The organism is Serratia sp. BIGb0234, assembly GCF_024809915.1.
Taxonomy (GTDB): Bacteria; Pseudomonadota; Gammaproteobacteria; order Enterobacterales; family Enterobacteriaceae; genus Serratia; species Serratia liquefaciens.
In genome coordinates this window covers 17,514-35,963 of sequence record NZ_JANUEI010000011.1, presented here as the reverse complement: position 1 = coordinate 35,963, position 18,450 = coordinate 17,514, and the positions used below count along the sequence as shown (strand labels likewise).

Annotated in this window: 15 protein-coding genes; 5 read left to right on the top strand and 10 right to left on the bottom strand. The window is 57.2% G+C overall.

What is annotated here, in order from left to right:
• Window positions 1–8: 8 nt before the first annotated feature.
• Window positions 9–854 (bottom strand): MIP/aquaporin family protein, encoded by an 846-nt coding sequence (locus tag M2407_RS24610; RefSeq protein WP_020837548.1) that lies wholly within the window; start codon window positions 852–854, stop codon window positions 9–11.
• 539 nt (window positions 855–1,393) lie between these two features.
• Between M2407_RS24610 and zapB the strand changes: the two genes are divergently transcribed.
• Window positions 1,394–1,633 carry a septal ring assembly protein ZapB gene (gene zapB / locus M2407_RS24605; protein ID WP_020837547.1) on the top strand — a complete coding sequence of 80 codons (240 nt, stop codon included), beginning with the start codon at window positions 1,394–1,396 and terminating at the stop codon, window positions 1,631–1,633.
• Window positions 1,634–1,689: 56 nt separating this feature from the next.
• Here zapB and rraA read toward each other — a convergent pair whose 3' ends face one another.
• The 7 genes from rraA to priA form a co-directional block, all read right to left on the bottom strand.
• A complete protein-coding gene (gene rraA, locus M2407_RS24600; protein WP_020837546.1) occupies window positions 1,690–2,175 on the bottom strand; it encodes a ribonuclease E activity regulator RraA in 486 nt (161 codons plus the stop codon).
• Window positions 2,176–2,255: 80 nt separating this feature from the next.
• Window positions 2,256–3,173: a 1,4-dihydroxy-2-naphthoate polyprenyltransferase gene (locus M2407_RS24595; protein ID WP_020837544.1), complete on the bottom strand. Its 918-nt coding sequence runs from the start codon at window positions 3,171–3,173 to the stop codon at window positions 2,256–2,258.
• Window positions 3,174–3,264: 91 nt separating this feature from the next.
• Window positions 3,265–4,599 carry an HslU--HslV peptidase ATPase subunit gene (gene hslU, locus M2407_RS24590; protein ID WP_259220104.1) on the bottom strand — a complete coding sequence of 445 codons (1,335 nt, stop codon included), beginning with the start codon at window positions 4,597–4,599 and terminating at the stop codon, window positions 3,265–3,267.
• Between the two features lie 12 nt (window positions 4,600–4,611).
• The gene (gene hslV / locus M2407_RS24585) at window positions 4,612–5,142 is read right to left on the bottom strand and encodes an ATP-dependent protease subunit HslV (RefSeq protein WP_012147466.1); all 531 of its coding nucleotides are present in this window, start codon (window positions 5,140–5,142) and stop codon (window positions 4,612–4,614) included.
• A gap of 102 nt (window positions 5,143–5,244) precedes the next feature.
• Complete coding sequence (gene ftsN, locus M2407_RS24580) at window positions 5,245–6,186, bottom strand: cell division protein FtsN (protein WP_020837536.1); 942 nt, start codon at window positions 6,184–6,186, stop codon at window positions 5,245–5,247.
• A 65-nt stretch (window positions 6,187–6,251) separates the two neighbouring features.
• A complete protein-coding gene (gene cytR, locus M2407_RS24575; protein WP_020837535.1) occupies window positions 6,252–7,280 on the bottom strand; it encodes a DNA-binding transcriptional regulator CytR in 1,029 nt (342 codons plus the stop codon).
• A gap of 288 nt (window positions 7,281–7,568) precedes the next feature.
• Window positions 7,569–9,764, bottom strand: a complete 2,196-nt coding sequence (gene priA, locus M2407_RS24570; protein ID WP_259220103.1) for a primosomal protein N' — start codon at window positions 9,762–9,764, stop codon at window positions 7,569–7,571.
• Window positions 9,765–9,963: 199 nt separating this feature from the next.
• Here priA and rpmE point away from each other — a divergent pair, with 199 nt between their 5' ends.
• Window positions 9,964–10,179 carry a 50S ribosomal protein L31 gene (gene rpmE, locus M2407_RS24565; protein WP_012147462.1) on the top strand — a complete coding sequence of 72 codons (216 nt, stop codon included), beginning with the start codon at window positions 9,964–9,966 and terminating at the stop codon, window positions 10,177–10,179.
• Window positions 10,180–10,256: 77 nt separating this feature from the next.
• Here the strand turns inward: rpmE and metJ are convergent, their stop codons facing one another.
• A complete protein-coding gene (gene metJ, locus M2407_RS24560; protein ID WP_012147461.1) occupies window positions 10,257–10,574 on the bottom strand; it encodes a met regulon transcriptional regulator MetJ in 318 nt (105 codons plus the stop codon).
• A gap of 317 nt (window positions 10,575–10,891) precedes the next feature.
• Here metJ and metB point away from each other — a divergent pair, with 317 nt between their 5' ends.
• From metB to metF, 3 genes are all read left to right on the top strand, one after another.
• Window positions 10,892–12,052 carry a cystathionine gamma-synthase gene (gene metB, locus M2407_RS24555; protein WP_020837533.1) on the top strand — a complete coding sequence of 387 codons (1,161 nt, stop codon included), beginning with the start codon at window positions 10,892–10,894 and terminating at the stop codon, window positions 12,050–12,052.
• A gap of 2 nt (window positions 12,053–12,054) precedes the next feature.
• Window positions 12,055–14,490 carry a bifunctional aspartate kinase/homoserine dehydrogenase II gene (locus M2407_RS24550; RefSeq protein ID WP_020837532.1) on the top strand — a complete coding sequence of 812 codons (2,436 nt, stop codon included), beginning with the start codon at window positions 12,055–12,057 and terminating at the stop codon, window positions 14,488–14,490.
• Window positions 14,491–14,716: 226 nt separating this feature from the next.
• Complete coding sequence (metF, locus tag M2407_RS24545; RefSeq protein ID WP_020837531.1) at window positions 14,717–15,610, top strand: methylenetetrahydrofolate reductase; 894 nt, start codon at window positions 14,717–14,719, stop codon at window positions 15,608–15,610.
• Window positions 15,611–15,787: 177 nt separating this feature from the next.
• On the opposite strand, the gene ppc is transcribed toward metF, so the two are convergent.
• Window positions 15,788–18,424 carry a phosphoenolpyruvate carboxylase gene (gene ppc, locus M2407_RS24540; protein ID WP_046374890.1) on the bottom strand — a complete coding sequence of 879 codons (2,637 nt, stop codon included), beginning with the start codon at window positions 18,422–18,424 and terminating at the stop codon, window positions 15,788–15,790.
• Window positions 18,425–18,450 lie beyond the last annotated feature (26 nt).

Genomic DNA, 18,450 nt, shown 5'->3' with positions numbered 1-18,450 from the left:
TGTGCCAATCACGCTTTACGCTGCTGGGCCTTGGCGGCGGGTTGCTCTTCGTCTACACAAACGTCACACGGCAGATTGCGGCCAATGAGCATGCGGTAGCCGAAGGCACCCAGGCAGGCACCGATGATTGGACCAAAGATTGGCACCAGGAAGTACGGAATATCACGTGCACCGGTGAAGGCCACTTTGCCCCAGCCGGCCAGATAAGCGAACATTTTCGGGCCGAAGTCACGCGCCGGGTTCAGCGCAAAGCCGGTTAATGGTCCCATAGAGGCGCCGATCACGGCAATCAGAATACCGATCAACAGCGGGGCCAGCGGGCCGCGCGGGATGCCGTTGCCGTCATCGGTCAGTGCCAGGATCAGGCACATCAGGATTGCGGTAATGACCGTTTCAACCAGGAACGCCTGGCCAACGGAAATGTGCGCATTCGGGTAGGTAGAGAAGATGCCGGCCAGGGCCAGGCTTTCGTCGCTGCCGCGTACCATATGATTGGCCGCTTCGAAATCGAAGAACAGGTTGTAGTACAACCCGTAGACCAGGGCTGCTGCACAGAAGGCTCCGGCGATCTGCGCGACAATGTAAGGCAGTACTTTGCGTCCGTCAAAGCAGGCGAACAACCACAGCGCAATGGTCACGGCCGGGTTGAGGTGCGCGCCGGAGATGGCAGCGGTCAGATAGATGGCCATGGCGACGCCCAGGCCCCAAATGATACTGATTTCCCATTGGCCGAAGCTGGCGCCTGCCAGTTTCAGCGCGGCAACGCAGCCTACGCCAAAAAAGATCAACAGACCGGTGCCGAGGAACTCAGCGATGCACTGGCCTTTTAGGGTCGGACTGGTGGTTTGGCTCATAATGTTGTTGTCCTGCAAAACGGCGGTTATAGGTTTATAGGCTCGGAAGGTGTATCGATCCGTCCTAGGGGTACAGTTTTTTTCATCTCGTCCAATTATTAATTGAGGACGTGATGTAAATTTATCGTTAACGAACATAAACGAGAAATAGCGAAATCAAAATGTGTGTGCTTCGTCATAAAATTGAGCGAATTCGCGTCGTTTTGTGTTCTTTCTGCTCCATAAAACTGTGATCTGACCAGTGCTTTTATCCCCGACTGTTAACAAATCAATTTATGACCGAGAGGCATTTTCGGTTTTTGCTGATGGTGGGGGCAGGAAAATTGCAACAGACTGCGCGATGAGCCGGATGTTGCTAGACAGCCGGGGACAGGCTACTTACAATCGTTTTTATCGAAAGAAGCGTTTTATCGAGACAGGCGCGTTATTTTCAATAAAAGCGTGTGTCACTTGGCGCGATGCATATTCGCAGCAGTTGCAACCTGAGTTGCGGCCGTTACCTATAGATGTACGCCTTGCTATCATGAGGGGACTGAAGAATGTCATTTGAAGTATTTGAGAAATTGGAATCAAAAGTTCAGCAGGCGATCGATACCATCACCCTGCTGCAGATGGAAATTGAAGAGCTGAAAGAAAAAAACAATACTCTGTCTCAGGAAGTTCAGGCTGCCTCCGGCAACCAGGAATCGCTGGTACGCGAGAACCAGCAACTGAAAGAAGAGCAGCACGTATGGCAAGACCGCCTGCGCGCGCTGTTGGGCAAAATGGAAGAAGTCTGATTCCGTATTGCACGATCGAAAAGGGCGCCTGAGGCGCCCTTTTTCATGTCGGAAGATTACTCGATATCGAGCGGGTCTTCGGACAGAATAATACCGGTGTTGTCGGCATACAGATGATCGCCGGAGAAGAAGGTCACGCCGCCAAAGTTTACGCGGATGTCGCTTTCGCCGATGCTTTCACTGGCTGCGCCGACCGGAATGGCCGCCATCGCCTGAATGCCGATGTCCAGTTCTTCCAGATCGTCCACCTGGCGTACCGCACCGTAAACCACGATGCCTTCCCATTCGTTCTGGGTAGCCAGGCGCGCCAGTTCTGCGTTGATCAGGGCACGGCGAACCGAACCACCGCCATCAATCACCAGAACACGGCCGCGACCGTTTTCTTCAAGCAGCTCGAATAACAGGCCGTTATCCTCAAAGCATTTCACCGTAGTGATTTGCCCGCCAAATGAAGTACGCCCGCCAAAATTGGAGAATAGAGGTTCAACAACGTTTACCTCTTCATGATAGATGTCGCAAAGTTCGGAAGTATCGTATTTCATAGGATTTTACGTCTGTTTGCCGCTGGAATAACCAGTATATCCCTTTATCCGCCCTGTTGGCAAAATCATCAGTTCGATGGCTAACTGAGCACCACGCCAATCGCGAACAACACATTGGCCAACAGCGCCGCTTTGACCATATGTTCCAGCATCGGGCGCATGCCTGCCGGCGTTGGATCGCGTAACACGCGCAGGCCGTGGCGCACCAGTAACGGGATAGCCAGGACAAACAGCCAGCCCCACGGGCTATGCAGGTTAAGCAGCGTGAACAGCGCGAAGCAGGCTACTGCGCCGATCAGCAGCGCCACGTGGTAATAGCGTGCATTCTGTGGCCCAAGGCGTACCGCCAGCGTATTTTTGCCGTTGGCGCGGTCGCTTTCGATATCGCGCAAATTATTGATGTTCAGCACCGCGGTGGCCAGCAGGCCGCAGGCCGTGGCCGGCAACATCACGATACTGTCGAACGCATGGGTTTGCAGGTAGTAGGTGCCTGCCACGCTCAGCCAGCCAAAGAACACCAGCACCGAAATGTCACCCAGCCCCAGATAGCCATAGGGTTTGGTGCCGACGGTATAGGTAATGGCGGCGACGATAGACAGCCCGCCCAGCACCAGGAAGCCCACCACGTCGCTGGGTTGTTCGCAGGCCACGGCGATCAATGAACAGCCGGCAATCGCGATCAACACTACCGTCACCACCAGCGCGCGCTTCATTTGTGCCTGGGTGATCATGCCTTTCTGCATGCCGCGCAACGGCCCGATGCGATCTTCTTTATCGCTGCCTTTTACCGCATCGCCATAGTCGTTCGCCAGGTTGGAGAGGATTTGCAGCAGGCCAGCAGTCAGGAGTGCCAGCAGCGCCACGCCGGGTTTCAGGCTGCCTTGCCAGGCGGCAATGGCGGAACCGACGACGATCGAGGCAAAGGCCAGCGGCAGGGTGCGCGGTCGTAAACTTTCAAGCCAGGCTCTGGCCGGGGAGGTGGTAGTTGATGAGCTCATTTTTCGCTTCAGAGTTAGTGGCTGTGTCCGTTAGAAATAATTGTGGGAGGCAATGCCTCCCACAGATGACTGACTGGACATGATTGAGCGATTATAGGATAAAACGACTCAAATCTTCATCCGCTACCAGTTCATCCAGATGATTACGTACGTAATCCGCATCAATTGTAATGGATTGACCATTAATTTCACTCGCATCATAGGAAATATCTTCCATCAGACGCTCAAGCACGGTGTGCAAACGACGCGCGCCGATGTTTTCGGTGCTTTCGTTAACCTGCCATGCGGCTTCTGCGATGCGGCGGATGCCATCGGCGGTGAAGTCGATATTGACGCCTTCGGTACCCATCAGCGCTTTGTACTGCTCGGTCAGCGACGCGCTTGGCTCGGTCAGGATGCGCTCGAAATCTTCGGTGGTCAGCGCCTGCAATTCAACGCGAATCGGCAGGCGGCCCTGCAGTTCCGGGATCAAATCTGACGGGCTGGCGGTCTGGAATGCGCCGGAGGCGATAAACAGAATGTGATCGGTTTTCACCATGCCGTGCTTGGTGGAGACGGTACAGCCTTCCACCAGCGGCAGCAGATCGCGCTGAACGCCTTCACGTGACACGTCCGGGCCGGAGCTCTGGCCGCCGCGCTTACAGATTTTGTCGATCTCGTCGATAAACACGATGCCGTGCTGTTCAACCGCTTCAATCGCCTGTTCTTTCAGCTCTTCCGGGTTCACCAGTTTGGCCGCTTCTTCTTCCACCAGCAGTTTGAAGGCTTCTTTAATCTTCAGCTTGCGCGGTTTCTGCTTTTGGCCGCCGAGGTTCTGGAACATCGACTGCAGCTGGTTGGTCATCTCTTCCATGCCCGGAGGAGCCATGATCTCCACGCCCATCGGCGCGGTAGCCAGATCGATCTCGATTTCTTTATCGTCCAACTGGCCTTCACGCAGTTTCTTGCGGAATGCCTGACGTGCAGCAGAAGGCTCTTGATGCTCTTCCGCCTGGCCCCAGTTGTTCTTGGCCGGCGGGATCAGCACATCGAGGATACGCTCTTCGGCCAGCTCTTCGGCACGGGTGCGGTTCTTGTCGATTGACTGCAGGCGCACCATTTTGATCGCGGCATCGGTCAGATCGCGGATGATGGAATCCACTTCTTTACCGACGTAGCCCACTTCGGTGAACTTGGTGGCTTCAACCTTGATGAACGGCGCGTTGGCCAGCTTCGCCAGACGGCGGGCGATTTCGGTTTTACCGACGCCGGTCGGGCCGATCATCAGAATGTTCTTTGGTGTGACTTCATGGCGCAGCATCTCGTTGAGCTGCATCCGGCGCCAGCGGTTACGCAGGGCGATGGCAACGGCACGTTTGGCTTTGTTCTGGCCAATGATGTAGCTGTCCAGTTCGCTGACGATCTCGCGCGGGGTCATTTCAGACATAGTATTCGATCCTTACGCTTTGGAAGGCAATTCTTCAATGGTGTGGAAATGGTTGGTGTAAATACAGATGTCACCGGCGATGTTGAGGGATTTATCAACAATTTCGCGGGCGCTCAGCTCGGTATTTTCCAACATCGCACGAGCGGCTGCCTGGGCGTACGGACCGCCGGAGCCAATCGCAATCAAATCGTTTTCAGGCTGGATCACGTCACCGTTACCGGTGATGATCAGCGATGAGTTTTCATCCGCGACGGCCAGCAGCGCTTCGAGCTTGCGCAGCATGCGGTCGGTACGCCAGTCTTTCGCCAATTCAACGGCTGCTTTCACCAGGTGACCCTGGTGCATTTCCAGCTTGCGCTCGAACAGCTCAAATAGCGTGAAGGCATCCGCGGTGCCACCGGCAAAACCGGCAATCACTTTATCGTTATACAGGCGACGTACTTTCTTGACGTTGCCCTTCATTACCGTATTGCCCAAGGTGGCCTGGCCATCGCCACCGATCACTACCTGGCCATTGCGGCGTACGCTTACAATTGTTGTCACGAGCAGACCCTCGTTGAAGACGGAAAGAAGCCCTCGCAGCATCTGCTTGCGCAGACACTACGAGGCATATTGAGAGTATAGATGGGGGGGGATTGACGCTTTTCAACCCCCAACGGAGAGGGGAATGCAACTTGACATGCCTACGCCCTTCAGGCGCGACAGGGTTTTGTCCGCAGCAGCCCGGCTGCTGTATGGGCCAAGAACCACGCGATTCCAGCCTCCGCCGGCGGTGATACGGCTTTCGATGCCTTCAAACGCCAGGCGCGCACGTACGGATTCTGCCTGATCGGTGGCGCGGAACGAGCCGCACTGTACCATCCACTTCTGCTTCGATTCTGGCTTGGTTTCCGTTTCCTGCTTGGCCGTTTCCTGTTTCACTTCCGGTTTCGGCTGCGGTTTTGGCTCAGGATGCTTAACCTGCGCAGGCGGCGGTGTGACCGGCTGCGGTTTGGGTTGCGGCTTAGGCTGTTGCTGCACCGGCTGTGTCGTCGCACCGTTGTTAAATGGATTACGCGGCTGAGTCACCTGCGGCTGCTGTTGGACCTGTTGCTGCTGGATTGGCTGCTGTTGCATCTGCTGTTGCTGCTGGCGGTTGTTACGCGCAGCGGCTTGTGAAGGGTCGTTATACGGCACTTCATTGAGCTGCGTCGGGCGCTGTTGCATATCCGCCTGCATTTGATCCAGCAGTTGGCGCTGCTCGGCGGTCAGCTGAGTCTTGGAGTTGGCTTCGCCGCCAGCCGTCGGTTCGGTCGGGGTTTGTACGCCAATCTGGCGATTCTCCAGCTCTTTGATATAACGCCAACGTTCTTCCGGCTTCGGCGGTAGGCCATTGCCCGGACGATTGGTGTGCGCAGGCAGCAGCGGCACGTCATCCGGCTTGTTGTGCGTAATGAAATAGAGGCCACCGACAAATATCACCAGAAGTGCGACGGCCAGCGCCAACACGGTTTTGGAGACCTTCGGAGAACTGCGTTTTTTACGGCTGGGGGTTTTTCGCTTAGCTCCTGCTGCGCGCCCACGGCTTACATAGTCTTTTTGTGCCACTATTATTCCGCTGTGTCCTGATGAGGGGATAAGTCCGTCATGTTACTGAACCCTAAAATGTTTGACTAGCGTTTAGGGGCAGCCGTGCTGCCTCTGATAATCAATTCACTGTCCAAAAGCCGGGAGCCGCTGGCCACGTTCTGTCCGTGCAACTGCTCCAACAGCAACAGCATTGCCTGCTGGCCAATCTGGTAGCGCGGTTGAGCCACCGTGGTTAACGGCGGATCGCAATACTGCGCCAGTTTAATGTCGTCAAAGCCGACGATGGAGAGGTCCTGCGGTACCCGCAGCCCCATTTTTTTCGCCTGCGACAGCACGCCAATCGCCATTACGTCGCTATGGCAGAAGACTGCCGTCGGTGGTTTTGGTTGCGCCATCAGCGCCGCCAGCGCCTGCGCGCCAGCTTCGTAGGTGAAATCACCTCGGGTAATATAGCTGCTTTCGACGCTAATGCCATTACGACGTAGCGCCTGAATGTAACCTTGCAGCCGATAATGGCTCAACGGCATCTGTTCAGGCCCGGCGACACAGGCGATTTGCTTGTGTCCGAGCTGATGTAAATAATGCACGGCCTCGAAGGCGGCGGTCAGGTTATCGATGTGTACCGTCGGCAGTTCCAGCTCCGGGGCAAACTCGTTGGCCATCACCATCGGCGGCAGATTGCGTTGTTCTTCCTTGCTGGCGTCGAACGGCAGGTTGGAGCCGAGCAGCAGCATGCCATCGATTTGCTTGGTGATAATCAAATTGACGAAGGTGCGTTCCTGTTGGTTTTGCTGCGCGCAGTCGCCAATCAGCACCAGATAACCCTGTTGTGCCGCGGTCTGCTCGATCCCCTGGATCACATCGGCGAAAAAGGGATCGCAAATGTCGGGGACGATCACCAGGATGGTGCGGGATTCGTTGCGTTTGATATTACGGGAGAGGGCATGAGGAGAATAGCCTACGGCCAGCACGGCCTGTTCCACTTTCTGACGCGTCGGCGTTGACACCTTTTCCGGATTCATCAACGCACGCGACACGGTTGCCGTTGAAACGCCCGCCATTTCGGCAACGTCTTTCATGGTTGCCATGGATAATTCTTTCTTGTGTTCCAACGCCTTTCTCCTTGCGTTAGCCCCATGCCAACGCGACTACTTCAGTTTGCTCACAAATTCTGGCGTGCGGTGGAGTTGTTATGATTTAGCGCCATCCGCGCTTAAACATTCGGTCACGGTAGTGCAGCGGTGACAAAATTGCCTTCACAGACATTCTAAACAGAATATGTCCTGCCTTTGTTACCTAATTTGCATAAAAAGTGTGACCTGAGGAGGTTTTTTAGCGTTCGCTCGCAATTTCAAGGGTAAACGTTTGCCTGGCAGGAACTGAATCAGACTTTTCTGGGTTCAGCTGTCTATCGGGTCGATGTCCAGCGTCCATTTCACCTTGCGTGCCTGCGGCAGGGTACCGACTAACGGCAGGGTGCTCTTCATCAGCCGTTGTAACACCTGCCGTGAAGGGTGCTGCAACAGTAACTGCCAACGAAAACGGCCGCCGCGTTTTGACTGTAGCGCGGGAACCGGCCCCATCACCCACAGGGAATCGTCCTTCAGCGGGCTGGCTTCCAGCAGATTGCGCAATTGCTGCAGGAATTGCGGAGCCTGTTGGTTGTCGTGATCTTCCGAACGGACAATGATGTGGCTGGTATAGGGTGGCAGGAATACGCTGTTGCGCTCTGCCAGCGTCTGTTTGACAAAGGCGTCGTAGCCCTGTTGCAACAGAATTTGCAGCAGCGGATGTTCCGGATGATGGGTTTGCAGCAACACTTCGCCGGCTTTACCTGCCCGGCCGGCACGACCGGAAACCTGGGTATACAACTGGGCAAAACGCTCGGCGGAACGGAAGTCGGCCGAGAACAGCGCACCGTCAACGTCCAGCAAGGCCACCAGCGTGACATCCGGGAAATGGTGCCCTTTTGCCAGCATCTGGGTACCGATCAAAATACGCGCACCGCCGCGGTGAATATCCGCCAGGTGCTGTTCCAGCGAGCCCTTGCGGCTGGTGGTGTCGCGATCGATGCGGGTGATGGGCGTTTCCGGGAACAGCGGCGCCAGTTCGTTTTCCAACTGTTCGGTGCCGACGCCCACCGACACCAGGTGCGTCGAACCGCACTGCGGACACTGGTGCGGTACCGGGCGCTGGCTGTCGCAGTGGTGGCAGCGCAGTTGACGTTGGTTTTGGTGGAAGGTGTAGTAATGATCGCAGCGCTGGCATTCGGCAATCCAGCCGCATTCGTGACACAGCAACGCCGGGGCGTAGCCACGACGGTTAAGGAACAGCATCACCTGGTTACCGGCCTTCAAATGGTGCTGCATGCTTTTCAGCAACGGCTGCGACAACCCTACCTTCAGCGGCAGGCCTTTCAGATCGATCAGGTGCTGAGCCGCCGGTTTGGCGTTGCCCGCACGCTGGGTGAGTTTCAACTGGCGATATTTGCCCAATTGCACGTTGTGCAACGTTTCCAGCGCCGGCGTCGCGGAGCCCATCACCATCGGGATGTTTTCCTCGCGGGCGCGAAACACCGCCAGATCGCGTGCGTGGTAGCGCCAGCCTTCTTGCTGTTTATAAGAGCTGTCGTGCTCTTCGTCGATGATGATCACGCCCAGGCGTGCAAACGGGGTAAACAGCGCCGAGCGGGTGCCGATGACAATCGCCGCTTCGCCGCTGCGGGCGCGCAACCACACCGACAGCCGTTCGCTGTCGTTAAGACCGGAGTGCAGCACCTCTACCGGCGCATTGAAGCGTTCGCGAAAGCGGGCGATGGTTTGCGGCGTCAGGCCGATTTCCGGCACCAGCACCAGCGCCTGTTTGCCGGCAGCCAGAATGTTTTCCAGCACGCTGAGATAGACCTCGGTTTTGCCGGAGCCGGTGACCCCGGCCAGCAGCCAGGCGGCGAACTGAGTATCTTCGCTGCGGATGGCACCCACGGCGGTTGCCTGCTCGGTGTTCAATCGTAACCGTTCGCCCAGCACTTCAAAGCCGGGCCGCCAGTCTTGCGTTGCTACCGTCTGGGCCCGTAAATCGACCAGCCCCTTGGTGCGCAAGGCCTGCAAAGCGCTCTCGGTTAACGCCAGTTCATTGACCTGGTGGCGATAAACCGGGCGTTGCAGCAATGCCGCCAGCGCCTGCTGTTGTTTGGGGGCGCGCTTCAGGCTTTCCGGCGGCGTGGCGCGGCCCTGTTCGGTCGCGAACCATTGCCACAGCGGGGCCGTTTCCGCCGCCTTCCCCTGACGCAGCAGGATGGGCAGCGCGTGGAACAGCACTTCGCCGATCGGGTAATGGTAATAGTCGCTGGCCCAGCGAAGAATACGCCACAGGCTGGAGGAGAATAAGGAGGCGTCGTCGATCACGCTGTCGATCGGTTTGAGCTTATCCAGCGGCAATTCGCTGGTTTCGCTGCAGCCGGTGACGATACCGATCGCCCGCTGCTTGCCCCAGGGAACGCCTACGCGCGCGCCGACCGCAGGCTGCAGGCCTTGCGGCAGCAGATAGTCGAAGGTGCGGGCGAGGGGTACCGGCAAAGCAACGTGAACAACAGGCATTGAGGTCATCCAGAGTAAAAAAACAGTCCATCAGTTTACACGGCGCATCGGCAAATGTACGGTTCCGATTGCGTGGTACTTTTAATTCTGTATAATTTGCCGCCTTTGGTATAATTCGATACCAAATTTTATTATCAACCACGTGTGGTGTCTGGCGAAACAGGGCTGGATAGCGACACGGCCTTAACTGAGGTTTCCCATGAAACAAGGTATCCACCCAAAATACGAAGAAGTTACTGCTAACTGCTCTTGCGGTAACGTGATCAAAATCCGCTCTACCGTGGGTCACGATCTGAACCTGGACGTTTGTGGCGAATGCCACCCGTTCTACACTGGCAAGCAGCGTGACGTTGCTACCGGTGGCCGCGTTGACCGCTTCAACAAGCGTTTCAGCGTGCCAGGCGCTAAGAAATAAGATTTCTTATCGTCAGATGAAAAAGGCGCCTTCGGCGCCTTTTTTCGTTTCTACCGTCTGCTTTCGCAGACCGGCGCTTAGTATTCCCAGGTATCGGGATCCACACCCAATTCACGCATCAACAGCTTCGCGGCTTCCGGGATTTCATCGCTGCGTTCTTTGCGCAGGTCTTCGTCGTTCGGCAGCGGCTGGCCGGTAAAGGCGTGCAGAAACGCTTCACACAGCAATTCGCTGTTGGTGGCGTGGCGCAGGTTATTGACCTGGCGACGGGTCCGTTCATCGGTGAGGATTTTCAGGACCTTCAGCGGAATGGATACCGTGATCTTTTTGACTTGCTCGCTTTTTTTACCGTGTTCAGCGTAAGGGCTGACATACTCGCCGTTCCACTCAGCCATGGGACACCTTAAATTTGTCAGAAAAATTACAAAATTCTAAAAACCGGCCAATTATGCCCGATCTTCACTGTTCTCACTAAATAAATGTCAATTATACGCGACCAGGGTCACTGAATGCGGACGATCAATAGGTGTCGCCTATGCATTCCGGGTTAACATCGTATCGTCATATCAAACCGGCATAATTTTAGCGGGTATTAGGGCATTGCTCAATCTATACGCAAAGAAGTTTAGATGTCCAGATGTATTGACGTCTATCCTCGCTGCGATTAATCTTTAGGCCTCATTCATCCGAATCCCGAGAGCCGAGCGACCCTATGACGCGTAAACCTGCCACGATTGCCGTACGTAGCGGCCTGAACGATGACGAACAGTACGGCTGCGTTGTTCCGCCGATCCACCTTTCCAGCACCTATAATTTTACCGACTTCAATCAGCCTCGCGCTCATGACTACTCGCGCCGCGGTAACCCGACGCGTGACGTGGTCCAGCGTGCGCTGGCGGAACTGGAAGGCGGTGCCGGTGCGGTGATGACCAGCAGCGGAATGTCGGCGATCCATCTGGTGACCACCGTATTGCTGCAGCCCGGCGATCTGCTGGTGGCGCCGCATGATTGCTACGGCGGCAGCTACCGGTTGTTCGATAGCCTCAGCAAGCGTGGCGCTTACCGCGTGCTGTTTGTCGATCAGGGGAATGAAGAGGCGCTGCAGCAGGCGTTGGCGCAAAAGCCCAAGCTGGTGCTGATTGAAAGTCCAAGTAACCCGCTGCTGCGGGTGGTGGATATTGCGGCGATATGCGATGCGGCACACGCAGTGGGGGCCTTGACGGTGGTGGACAACACCTTCCTCAGCCCGGCGCTGCAGCAACCCATCGGGCTGGGTGCCGATCTGGTGGTGCATTCCTGCACCAAATATCTTAACGGCCATTCCGACGTGGTCGCCGGCGCGGTGATCGCCAAAGATAAAGATCTGGCGGTGGAGCTGGCGTGGTGGGCCAATAATATCGGCGTGACCGGCGGCGCGTTCGACAGCTATTTGTTGCTGCGCGGCATGCGTACCCTGTCGCCGCGTATCAAGGCGGCGCAACAAAACGCCGAAGCTATTGTCAGTTATTTACAGCAGCAACCCTTGGTGAAAAAGCTGTATCATCCTTCTCTGCCACAGAACCCTGGGCACGAGATTGCACGTCGTCAGCAACGCGGTTTTGGCGCGATGCTCAGCTTTGAACTGGACGGTGATGAAGCGCTATTGCGCCGTTTTCTGTCTGCCCTTGAGCTGTTTACTCTGGCAGAATCGTTGGGCGGCGTAGAAAGCCTGATCTCGCATGCAGCGACCATGACCCATGCAGGTATGGCGGCAGAAGCCCGTGCGGCGGCCGGTATTTCCGAGAGCCTGCTGCGTATCTCCGTGGGTATTGAAGACAGTGAAGATTTGATTGCCGATCTGGAACGTGCCTTCCAGGCGGCGGCAACGAGGTAAGCATGAATGCAATTGCGGTAGCAGGGCCGGTGAGCGGGCGTCAACTGCACAAGTTTGGCGGCAGCAGCCTGGCGGACGTGAAGTGTTATCTGCGGGTGGCCGGGATCATGGCCGAATACAGCCAGCCAGGCGACATGATGGTGGTGTCGGCTGCCGGCAGCACCACCAACCAACTGATTAGCTGGCTGAAGCTTAGTCAGAGCGATCGCCTTTCTGCGCATCAGGTTCAGCAGACGCTGCGTCGTTATCACAGCGATTTGATTAGCGGTCTGTTACCGCCGGAAACCGCTGAACCCTTGATCGCCGAGTTTATTCAGGATCTGGAGCGTCTGGCCGTGTTGCTGGACGAAAAGCTCGACGACGTCATCTATGCCGAGGTGGTTGGTCACGGCGAGATCTGGTCGGCGCGTCTGATGGCGGCGGTACTGAACAAACTGGATATGCAGGCGGCCTGGTTGGACGCGCGCGATTTCCTGCGGGCGGAACGTGCTGCCCAGCCGCAGGTTGATGAAGGCCGTTCTTATCCTCTGCTGCAACAATTGCTGGCACAGCATCCGGGCAAACGCCTGGTGGTGACCGGTTTTATTTCACGCAATGACGCCGGTGAAACCGTGCTGTTAGGGCGTAACGGCAGTGACTATTCCGCCACGCAGGTCGGTGCGTTGGCCGGTGCGGAGCGCGTGACCATCTGGAGCGACGTGGCTGGGGTCTACAGCGCCGATCCCCGCAAGGTGAAAGACGCCTGCCTGCTGCCGCTGCTGCGCCTGGACGAAGCCAGTGAACTGGCGCGTTTGGCGGCTCCGGTGCTGCACACCCGTACTTTGCAGCCGGTATCCGGCAGCGATATCGATCTTCAACTGCGTTGCAGTTATCAGCCGGAACAGGGTTCAACGCGTATCGAACGCGTGCTGGCCTCGGGCACCGGTGCGAAGATCGTCACCAGCCATGACGACGTGTGTTTGATTGAGCTGCAGGTTGCCAGTCAGCATGATTTTAAACTGGCGCAGCAAGAGTTGGATTTGGTGCTTAAGCGCGCGCAGATCAAACCGTTGGCGGTAGGGGTTCATCCGGACCGCAGTCTGGTTCAGCTGTGCTACACCTCCGAAGTGGTGAACAGCGTCCTGCACACGCTGCAAAACGCGGGGCTGCCGGGGGAGCTGCAACTGCGCGAAGGCTTGGCGCTGGTGGCGCTGGTAGGTGCCGGCGTTTGTAAAAACCCGCTGCACAGCCATCGCTTCTATCAGCAACTGAAAGACCAGCCGGTAGAGTTTATCTGGCAGGCTGAAGACGGCATCAGCATGGTGGCGGTGCTGCGTCAGGGGCCAACCGCGCTGCTGATTCAGGGCCTGCATCAGACCCTGTTCCGCGCTGAAAAACGTATTGGTCTGGTGCTGTTCGGCAAAGGCAATATCGGCGCACGCTGGCTGGAGCTGTTTGCCCGCGAGCAGAAAAACATCTCCGCCCGCAGCGGCTTCGAATTCAGCCTGGCGGGCGTGGTGGACAGTCGCCGCAGCCTGCTCAATTACGACGGGCTGGACGCCAGCCGCGTATTGGCCTTCTTCGAGGACGAAGCGCAGGAACTGGACGAGGAGTCGTTGTTCTTGTGGATGCGCGCGCACCCGTTTGACGATCTGGTGGTGCTGGACGTGACCGCCAGTGAAAATCTGGCCGAGCAGTATCTGGACTTCGCCAGCTACGGTTTCCATGTGATCAGCGCCAACAAACTGGCGGGAGCGTCGTGCAGCGCCAACTATCGCCAAATTCGCGATGCCTTTGCCAAGACCGGCCGCCACTGGCTGTATAACGCTACCGTCGGTGCCGGTCTGCCGGTCAACCACACGGTACGCGATCTGCGCGACAGTGGTGACAGCATTCTGGCCATTAGCGGCATCTTCTCCGGTACGCTGTCCTGGCTGTTCCTGCAGTTCGACGGCACGGTGCCGTTCACCGACCTGGTGGATCAGGCCTGGCAACAGGGGCTGACAGAACCGGATCCCCGCGTCGATCTCTCCGGTCAGGATGTGATGCGCAAGCTGGTGATCCTGGCGCGCGAAGCGGGCTACGACATTGAGCCGAATCAGGTGCGGGTGGAGTCGCTGGTGCCTGCGGGCGCAGAGCTTGGCTCCGTGGATCAGTTCTTTGAAAATGGTGATGCGTTGAACCAACAGATGCTGCAGCGCTTTGAGGCCGCCAGTGAAATGGGGCTGGTGCTGCGCCATGTTGCGCGTTTCGATGCCAACGGCAAGGCGCGGGTCGGTGTAGAAGCGGTCCGCCCTGAGCACCCGCTGGCGTCGTTGCTGCCTTGCGATAACGTATTCGCTATCGAAAGCCGCTGGTATCGTGACAATCCGCTAGTGATCCGTGGACCCGGGGCCGGGCGCGACGTCACTGCCGGCGCGATCCAGTCAGACCTTAACCGTTTGGCGCAGCTGCTTTAATTTTCTTGTGGGCGCGCATTCGTCGCGCCCCTCGTTTTTCCTGCCATAATTCTCTGTGTTGCGAACATGAAATTCCTTCTCTTAACGGGTGAGGATTAATCATCGTATTCCCCTCACTTTCCTGTTGACTCTTTAGCCAACATGCGGCATTTTCTATCTAGACGTCTAAACGTATAGACGCTTATCAAAACAAGCAGAACAGCGATCGATAAGAGGCGGGCAGGGTATGAGTTTTTTCCACGCAAACCAGCGGGAAGCGCTGAATCAGAGTCTGGCGGAGTTAAACGGCCAGATTAACGTATCATTTGAATTCTTCCCGCCGCGCACCAGCGAGATGGAAGACACCCTGTGGCAATCCATTGACCGCCTGAGCAGCCTGAAGCCAAAATTTGTTTCCGTGACCTATGGCGCTAACTCCGGCGAGCGCGATCGCACCCACAGCATCATCAAAGGGATCAAGGATCGCACCGGTCTGGATGCGGCCCCACACCTGACCTGCATCGACGCCAGCCCGGCTCAGCTGCGTGAGATTGCGACCGATTACTGGAACAGCGGCATCCGGCATATAGTGGCACTGCGTGGCGACTTGCCACCGGGCAGCGGCAAGCCGGACATGTACGCGACCGATTTGGTGGCCTTGCTGAAGGAGGTCGGCGATTTCGATATCTCGGTTGCCGCTTACCCTGAAGTGCATCCTGAAGCGAAAAGCCCGCAGGCGGACCTGATTAACCTGAAACGTAAAATCGATGCCGGCGCCAACCGGGCGATTACCCAGTTCTTTTTCGATGTGGAAAGCTACCTGCGCTTCCGCGATCGTTGCGTCGCTACCGGCATTGATGTGGAAATCGTCCCGGGCATTCTGCCGGTATCCAACTTCAAGCAGCTGCAGCGTTTTGCCACCATGACCAACGTACGCGTACCGAGCTGGATGACCAGCATGTTTGAAGGGCTGGATGACGACGCGGAAACCCGCAAAATGGTCGGCGCCAATATCGCGATGGATATGGTGAAGATCCTCAGCCGCGAAGGGGTAAAGGATTTCCACTTCTATACGCTCAACCGTGCCGAGATGAGCTACGCCATTTGCCATACGCTGGGTGTGCGTCCGGTCGCGGCCTGATTCACTCTATTCATCATCATCGGGAAGGGCGCTGGGTCAATACAGCGCCCTTTTTGTTGGGCGCAATTTCCTCCAATACCGCTACCGCTGCTGGGCAACCCGTCGAGATGCAGCATCCGTCAGCGAGGGATAAAAAAAAGGCCCCTGCAAGCAGGAGCCGTGCTTTTGGCGCTTAACCTAGCCGGTATTGCGCATCCCGGCGGCAACGCCGGCAATGGTGACCATCAGCGCCTGCTCAACGCGGGCGTCCGGGTGCTCCTGCTGGCGCGAACGGTGCAGCAGCTCAGCCTGCAGGACGTTCAACGGGTCGGTGTACACGTTACGCAGCGCAATGGATTCGGCGATCCACGGCAGGTCTTCCATCAGGTGCGCGTCATTGGCGATGGTCAGCACCACCTTGATGTCGCTTTCCAACTGATCGCGCAGCTGCTGGCCCAGTGGCCACAGCGATTTGTCCACCAGGCGTTGGTCGTAATATTCCGCCAGCCACAGGTCGGCCTTGGCGAACACCATTTCCAGCATCGCAATACGGGTGGAGAAGAACGGCCAGTCGCGGCACATGGCTTCCAGCTGATCCTGCTTGCCGGCTTTTACCGCTTCCTGCAAACCGGCACCGGCGCCCAGCCAGGCCGGTAACATCAGACGGTTCTGCGTCCAGGCGAAGATCCACGGAATGGCGCGCAGGCTCTCTACGCCGCCGTTTGGCTTGCGCTTGGCAGGGCGGGAGCCCAGCGGCAGTTTGCCCAGCTCCAGTTCCGGCGTGGCGGCGCGGAAATAAGGCACAAAATCCGGGTTTTCGCGCACGTAGCCACGGTACATTTTGCATGAGGTGTCTGACAGCTCATCCATCAGCGTACGCCACTCTTTTTTCGGCTCTGGCGGCGGCAGCAGGTTGGCTTCCAGGATGGCACCGGCATACAGCGCCAGGCTGCTGATGGTGACTTCCGGCAGACCGAATTTGAAGCGGATCATCTCGCCTTGCTCGGTCACGCGCAGGCCGCCTTTCAGGCTGCCCGGCGGTTGCGACAGCAGTGCCGCATGCGCAGGTGCGCCGCCGCGGCCAATCGAACCGCCACGGCCGTGGAACAGAGTCAGCGCTACGCCAGCCTTTTCGCAGGTTTTGATCAGTGCGTCTTGAGCGCGGTATTGCGCCCAGGAGGCGGCCATCACCCCGGCGTCTTTCGCCGAGTCGGAATAGCCGATCATCACCATCTGTTTGCCCTGGATAAAGCCGCGATACCAGTCAATATTCAGCAACTGGGTCATCACGTCGTCGGCGTTATTCAGGTCGTCGAGAGTTTCGAACAGCGGCGCGACCGGCAGCGGGAACGGACAACCGGCTTCTTTCAGCAGCAGGTGAACCGCCAGCACGTCCGAAGGTGTGCGCGCCATGGAGATCACGTAGGCGGCAATCGAGCCTTCTGGCGCCTCGGCGATCACCCGGCAGGTTTCCAGCACTTCCTGGGTATCGGCGCTCGGTTCCCACTTCAACGGGACCAGCGGGCGTTTGGAATTCAGTTCACGGATCAGGAACGCCTGCTTGTCGGCTTCTGACCAGCTTTCGTAGTCGCCAAGGCCCAGGTAGCGGGTCAGTTCGGCGATGGCTTCGGTGTGGCGCGTGCTTTCCTGGCGGACGTCGATGCGTACCAGCGGCACACCAAAGCAGCGCACGCGACGCAGGGTATCCAGCAATTGACCGTTGGCGATGATGCTCATGCCGCAGGCCTGCAGCGACTGGTAACAGGCGAACAGCGGTTCCCACAGCTGTTCGTTATTCACCAGCAGATCGTGCGGCTTCAGTACGCGCTCGCCTTTCAGGCGGCCTTCCAGATAGGCCTGAGAGCTCATCAACTGGCTGCGTAGCTGCTTCATGATTTCGCGGTACGGCTCTTGAACCTCGTCACCACCGGCCCGGGCGCGCAGTTCCGGAGTACATTCGGTCATCGACAGTTCGGACACCAGCACCTGAATATCGCGGGTAAACAGATCGCAGGCTTTCCAGCGGCTCAGCAGCAGCACGTGGCGGGTGATCTCGGCCGTGACGTTCGGGTTGCCGTCGCGGTCACCGCCCATCCAGGATGTGAAACGCACCGGCACCGCTTCCGCCGGCAGGCTGTAATCGATGGAGTTTTCCAGCTGTTCGTTGAATTCACGCAGGAAGGCAGGCACCCCTTCCCACAGGCTGTTTTCCACCACCGCAAAGCCCCACTTGGCTTCGTCAACCGGGGACGGACGGTGTTTGCGGATCTCGTCGGTATGCCACGATTGAGCCACCAACTGACGCAGGCGGCGCATGATCTTGTTGCGCTCGTAGTCGGCCAGATCGTTATGGTCGAGCTGGCTGAGGCAGGTGTTCACCTCTACCAGTTTGTGGATCAGGGTGCGGCGGGTGATTTCCGTCGGGTGCGCAGTCAGCACCAGCTCGATAGAAAGTTGAGACACCGCATTCTGCAGCTCTTTGGTGCTGAGCTTTTTGTCTTTCAGCCGTGTGAACAGTTGAGCCAGCGCTTCCGGGTTGCTGGCGGCTTCACCGTTGGGTGAAATGCTGTGGTACTGCTCGGCGGTATTGGTCAGATTGAGAAACTGACTGAAGGCGCGTGCGACCGGCAGCAACTCGTCGTTGGACAGGTTTTGCAAGGTGGAAAGCAGCTCTTGGCGGTGCGCTTCATTGCCTGCACGTGAAGATTTGGAAAGCTTACGGATAGTTTCAACGCGATCGAGAATATGCTCGCCCAGCGCTTCTTTGATGGTATCGCCGAGCAATTTGCCGAGCATACTGACATTACTTCGCATTGCCGAATATTGTTCGTTCATATAACCCCTGACCCAGTTCTGTATTT

Coding starts and splice junctions, on each gene's coding strand:
- M2407_RS24610 (WP_020837548.1), bottom strand. CDS start 854: ATGAGCCAAACCACCAGTCCGACCCTAAAAGGCCAGTGCATCGCTGAG.
- zapB (WP_020837547.1), top strand. CDS start 1,394: ATGTCATTTGAAGTATTTGAGAAATTGGAATCAAAAGTTCAGCAGGCG.
- rraA (WP_020837546.1), bottom strand. CDS start 2,175: ATGAAATACGATACTTCCGAACTTTGCGACATCTATCATGAAGAGGTA.
- M2407_RS24595 (WP_020837544.1), bottom strand. CDS start 3,173: ATGAGCTCATCAACTACCACCTCCCCGGCCAGAGCCTGGCTTGAAAGT.
- hslU (WP_259220104.1), bottom strand. CDS start 4,599: ATGTCTGAAATGACCCCGCGCGAGATCGTCAGCGAACTGGACAGCTAC.
- priA (WP_259220103.1), bottom strand. CDS start 9,764: ATGCCTGTTGTTCACGTTGCTTTGCCGGTACCCCTCGCCCGCACCTTC.
- rpmE (WP_012147462.1), top strand. CDS start 9,964: ATGAAACAAGGTATCCACCCAAAATACGAAGAAGTTACTGCTAACTGC.
- metJ (WP_012147461.1), bottom strand. CDS start 10,574: ATGGCTGAGTGGAACGGCGAGTATGTCAGCCCTTACGCTGAACACGGT.
- metB (WP_020837533.1), top strand. CDS start 10,892: ATGACGCGTAAACCTGCCACGATTGCCGTACGTAGCGGCCTGAACGAT.
- M2407_RS24550 (WP_020837532.1), top strand. CDS start 12,055: ATGAATGCAATTGCGGTAGCAGGGCCGGTGAGCGGGCGTCAACTGCAC.
- metF (WP_020837531.1), top strand. CDS start 14,717: ATGAGTTTTTTCCACGCAAACCAGCGGGAAGCGCTGAATCAGAGTCTG.
- ppc (WP_046374890.1), bottom strand. CDS start 18,424: ATGAACGAACAATATTCGGCAATGCGAAGTAATGTCAGTATGCTCGGC.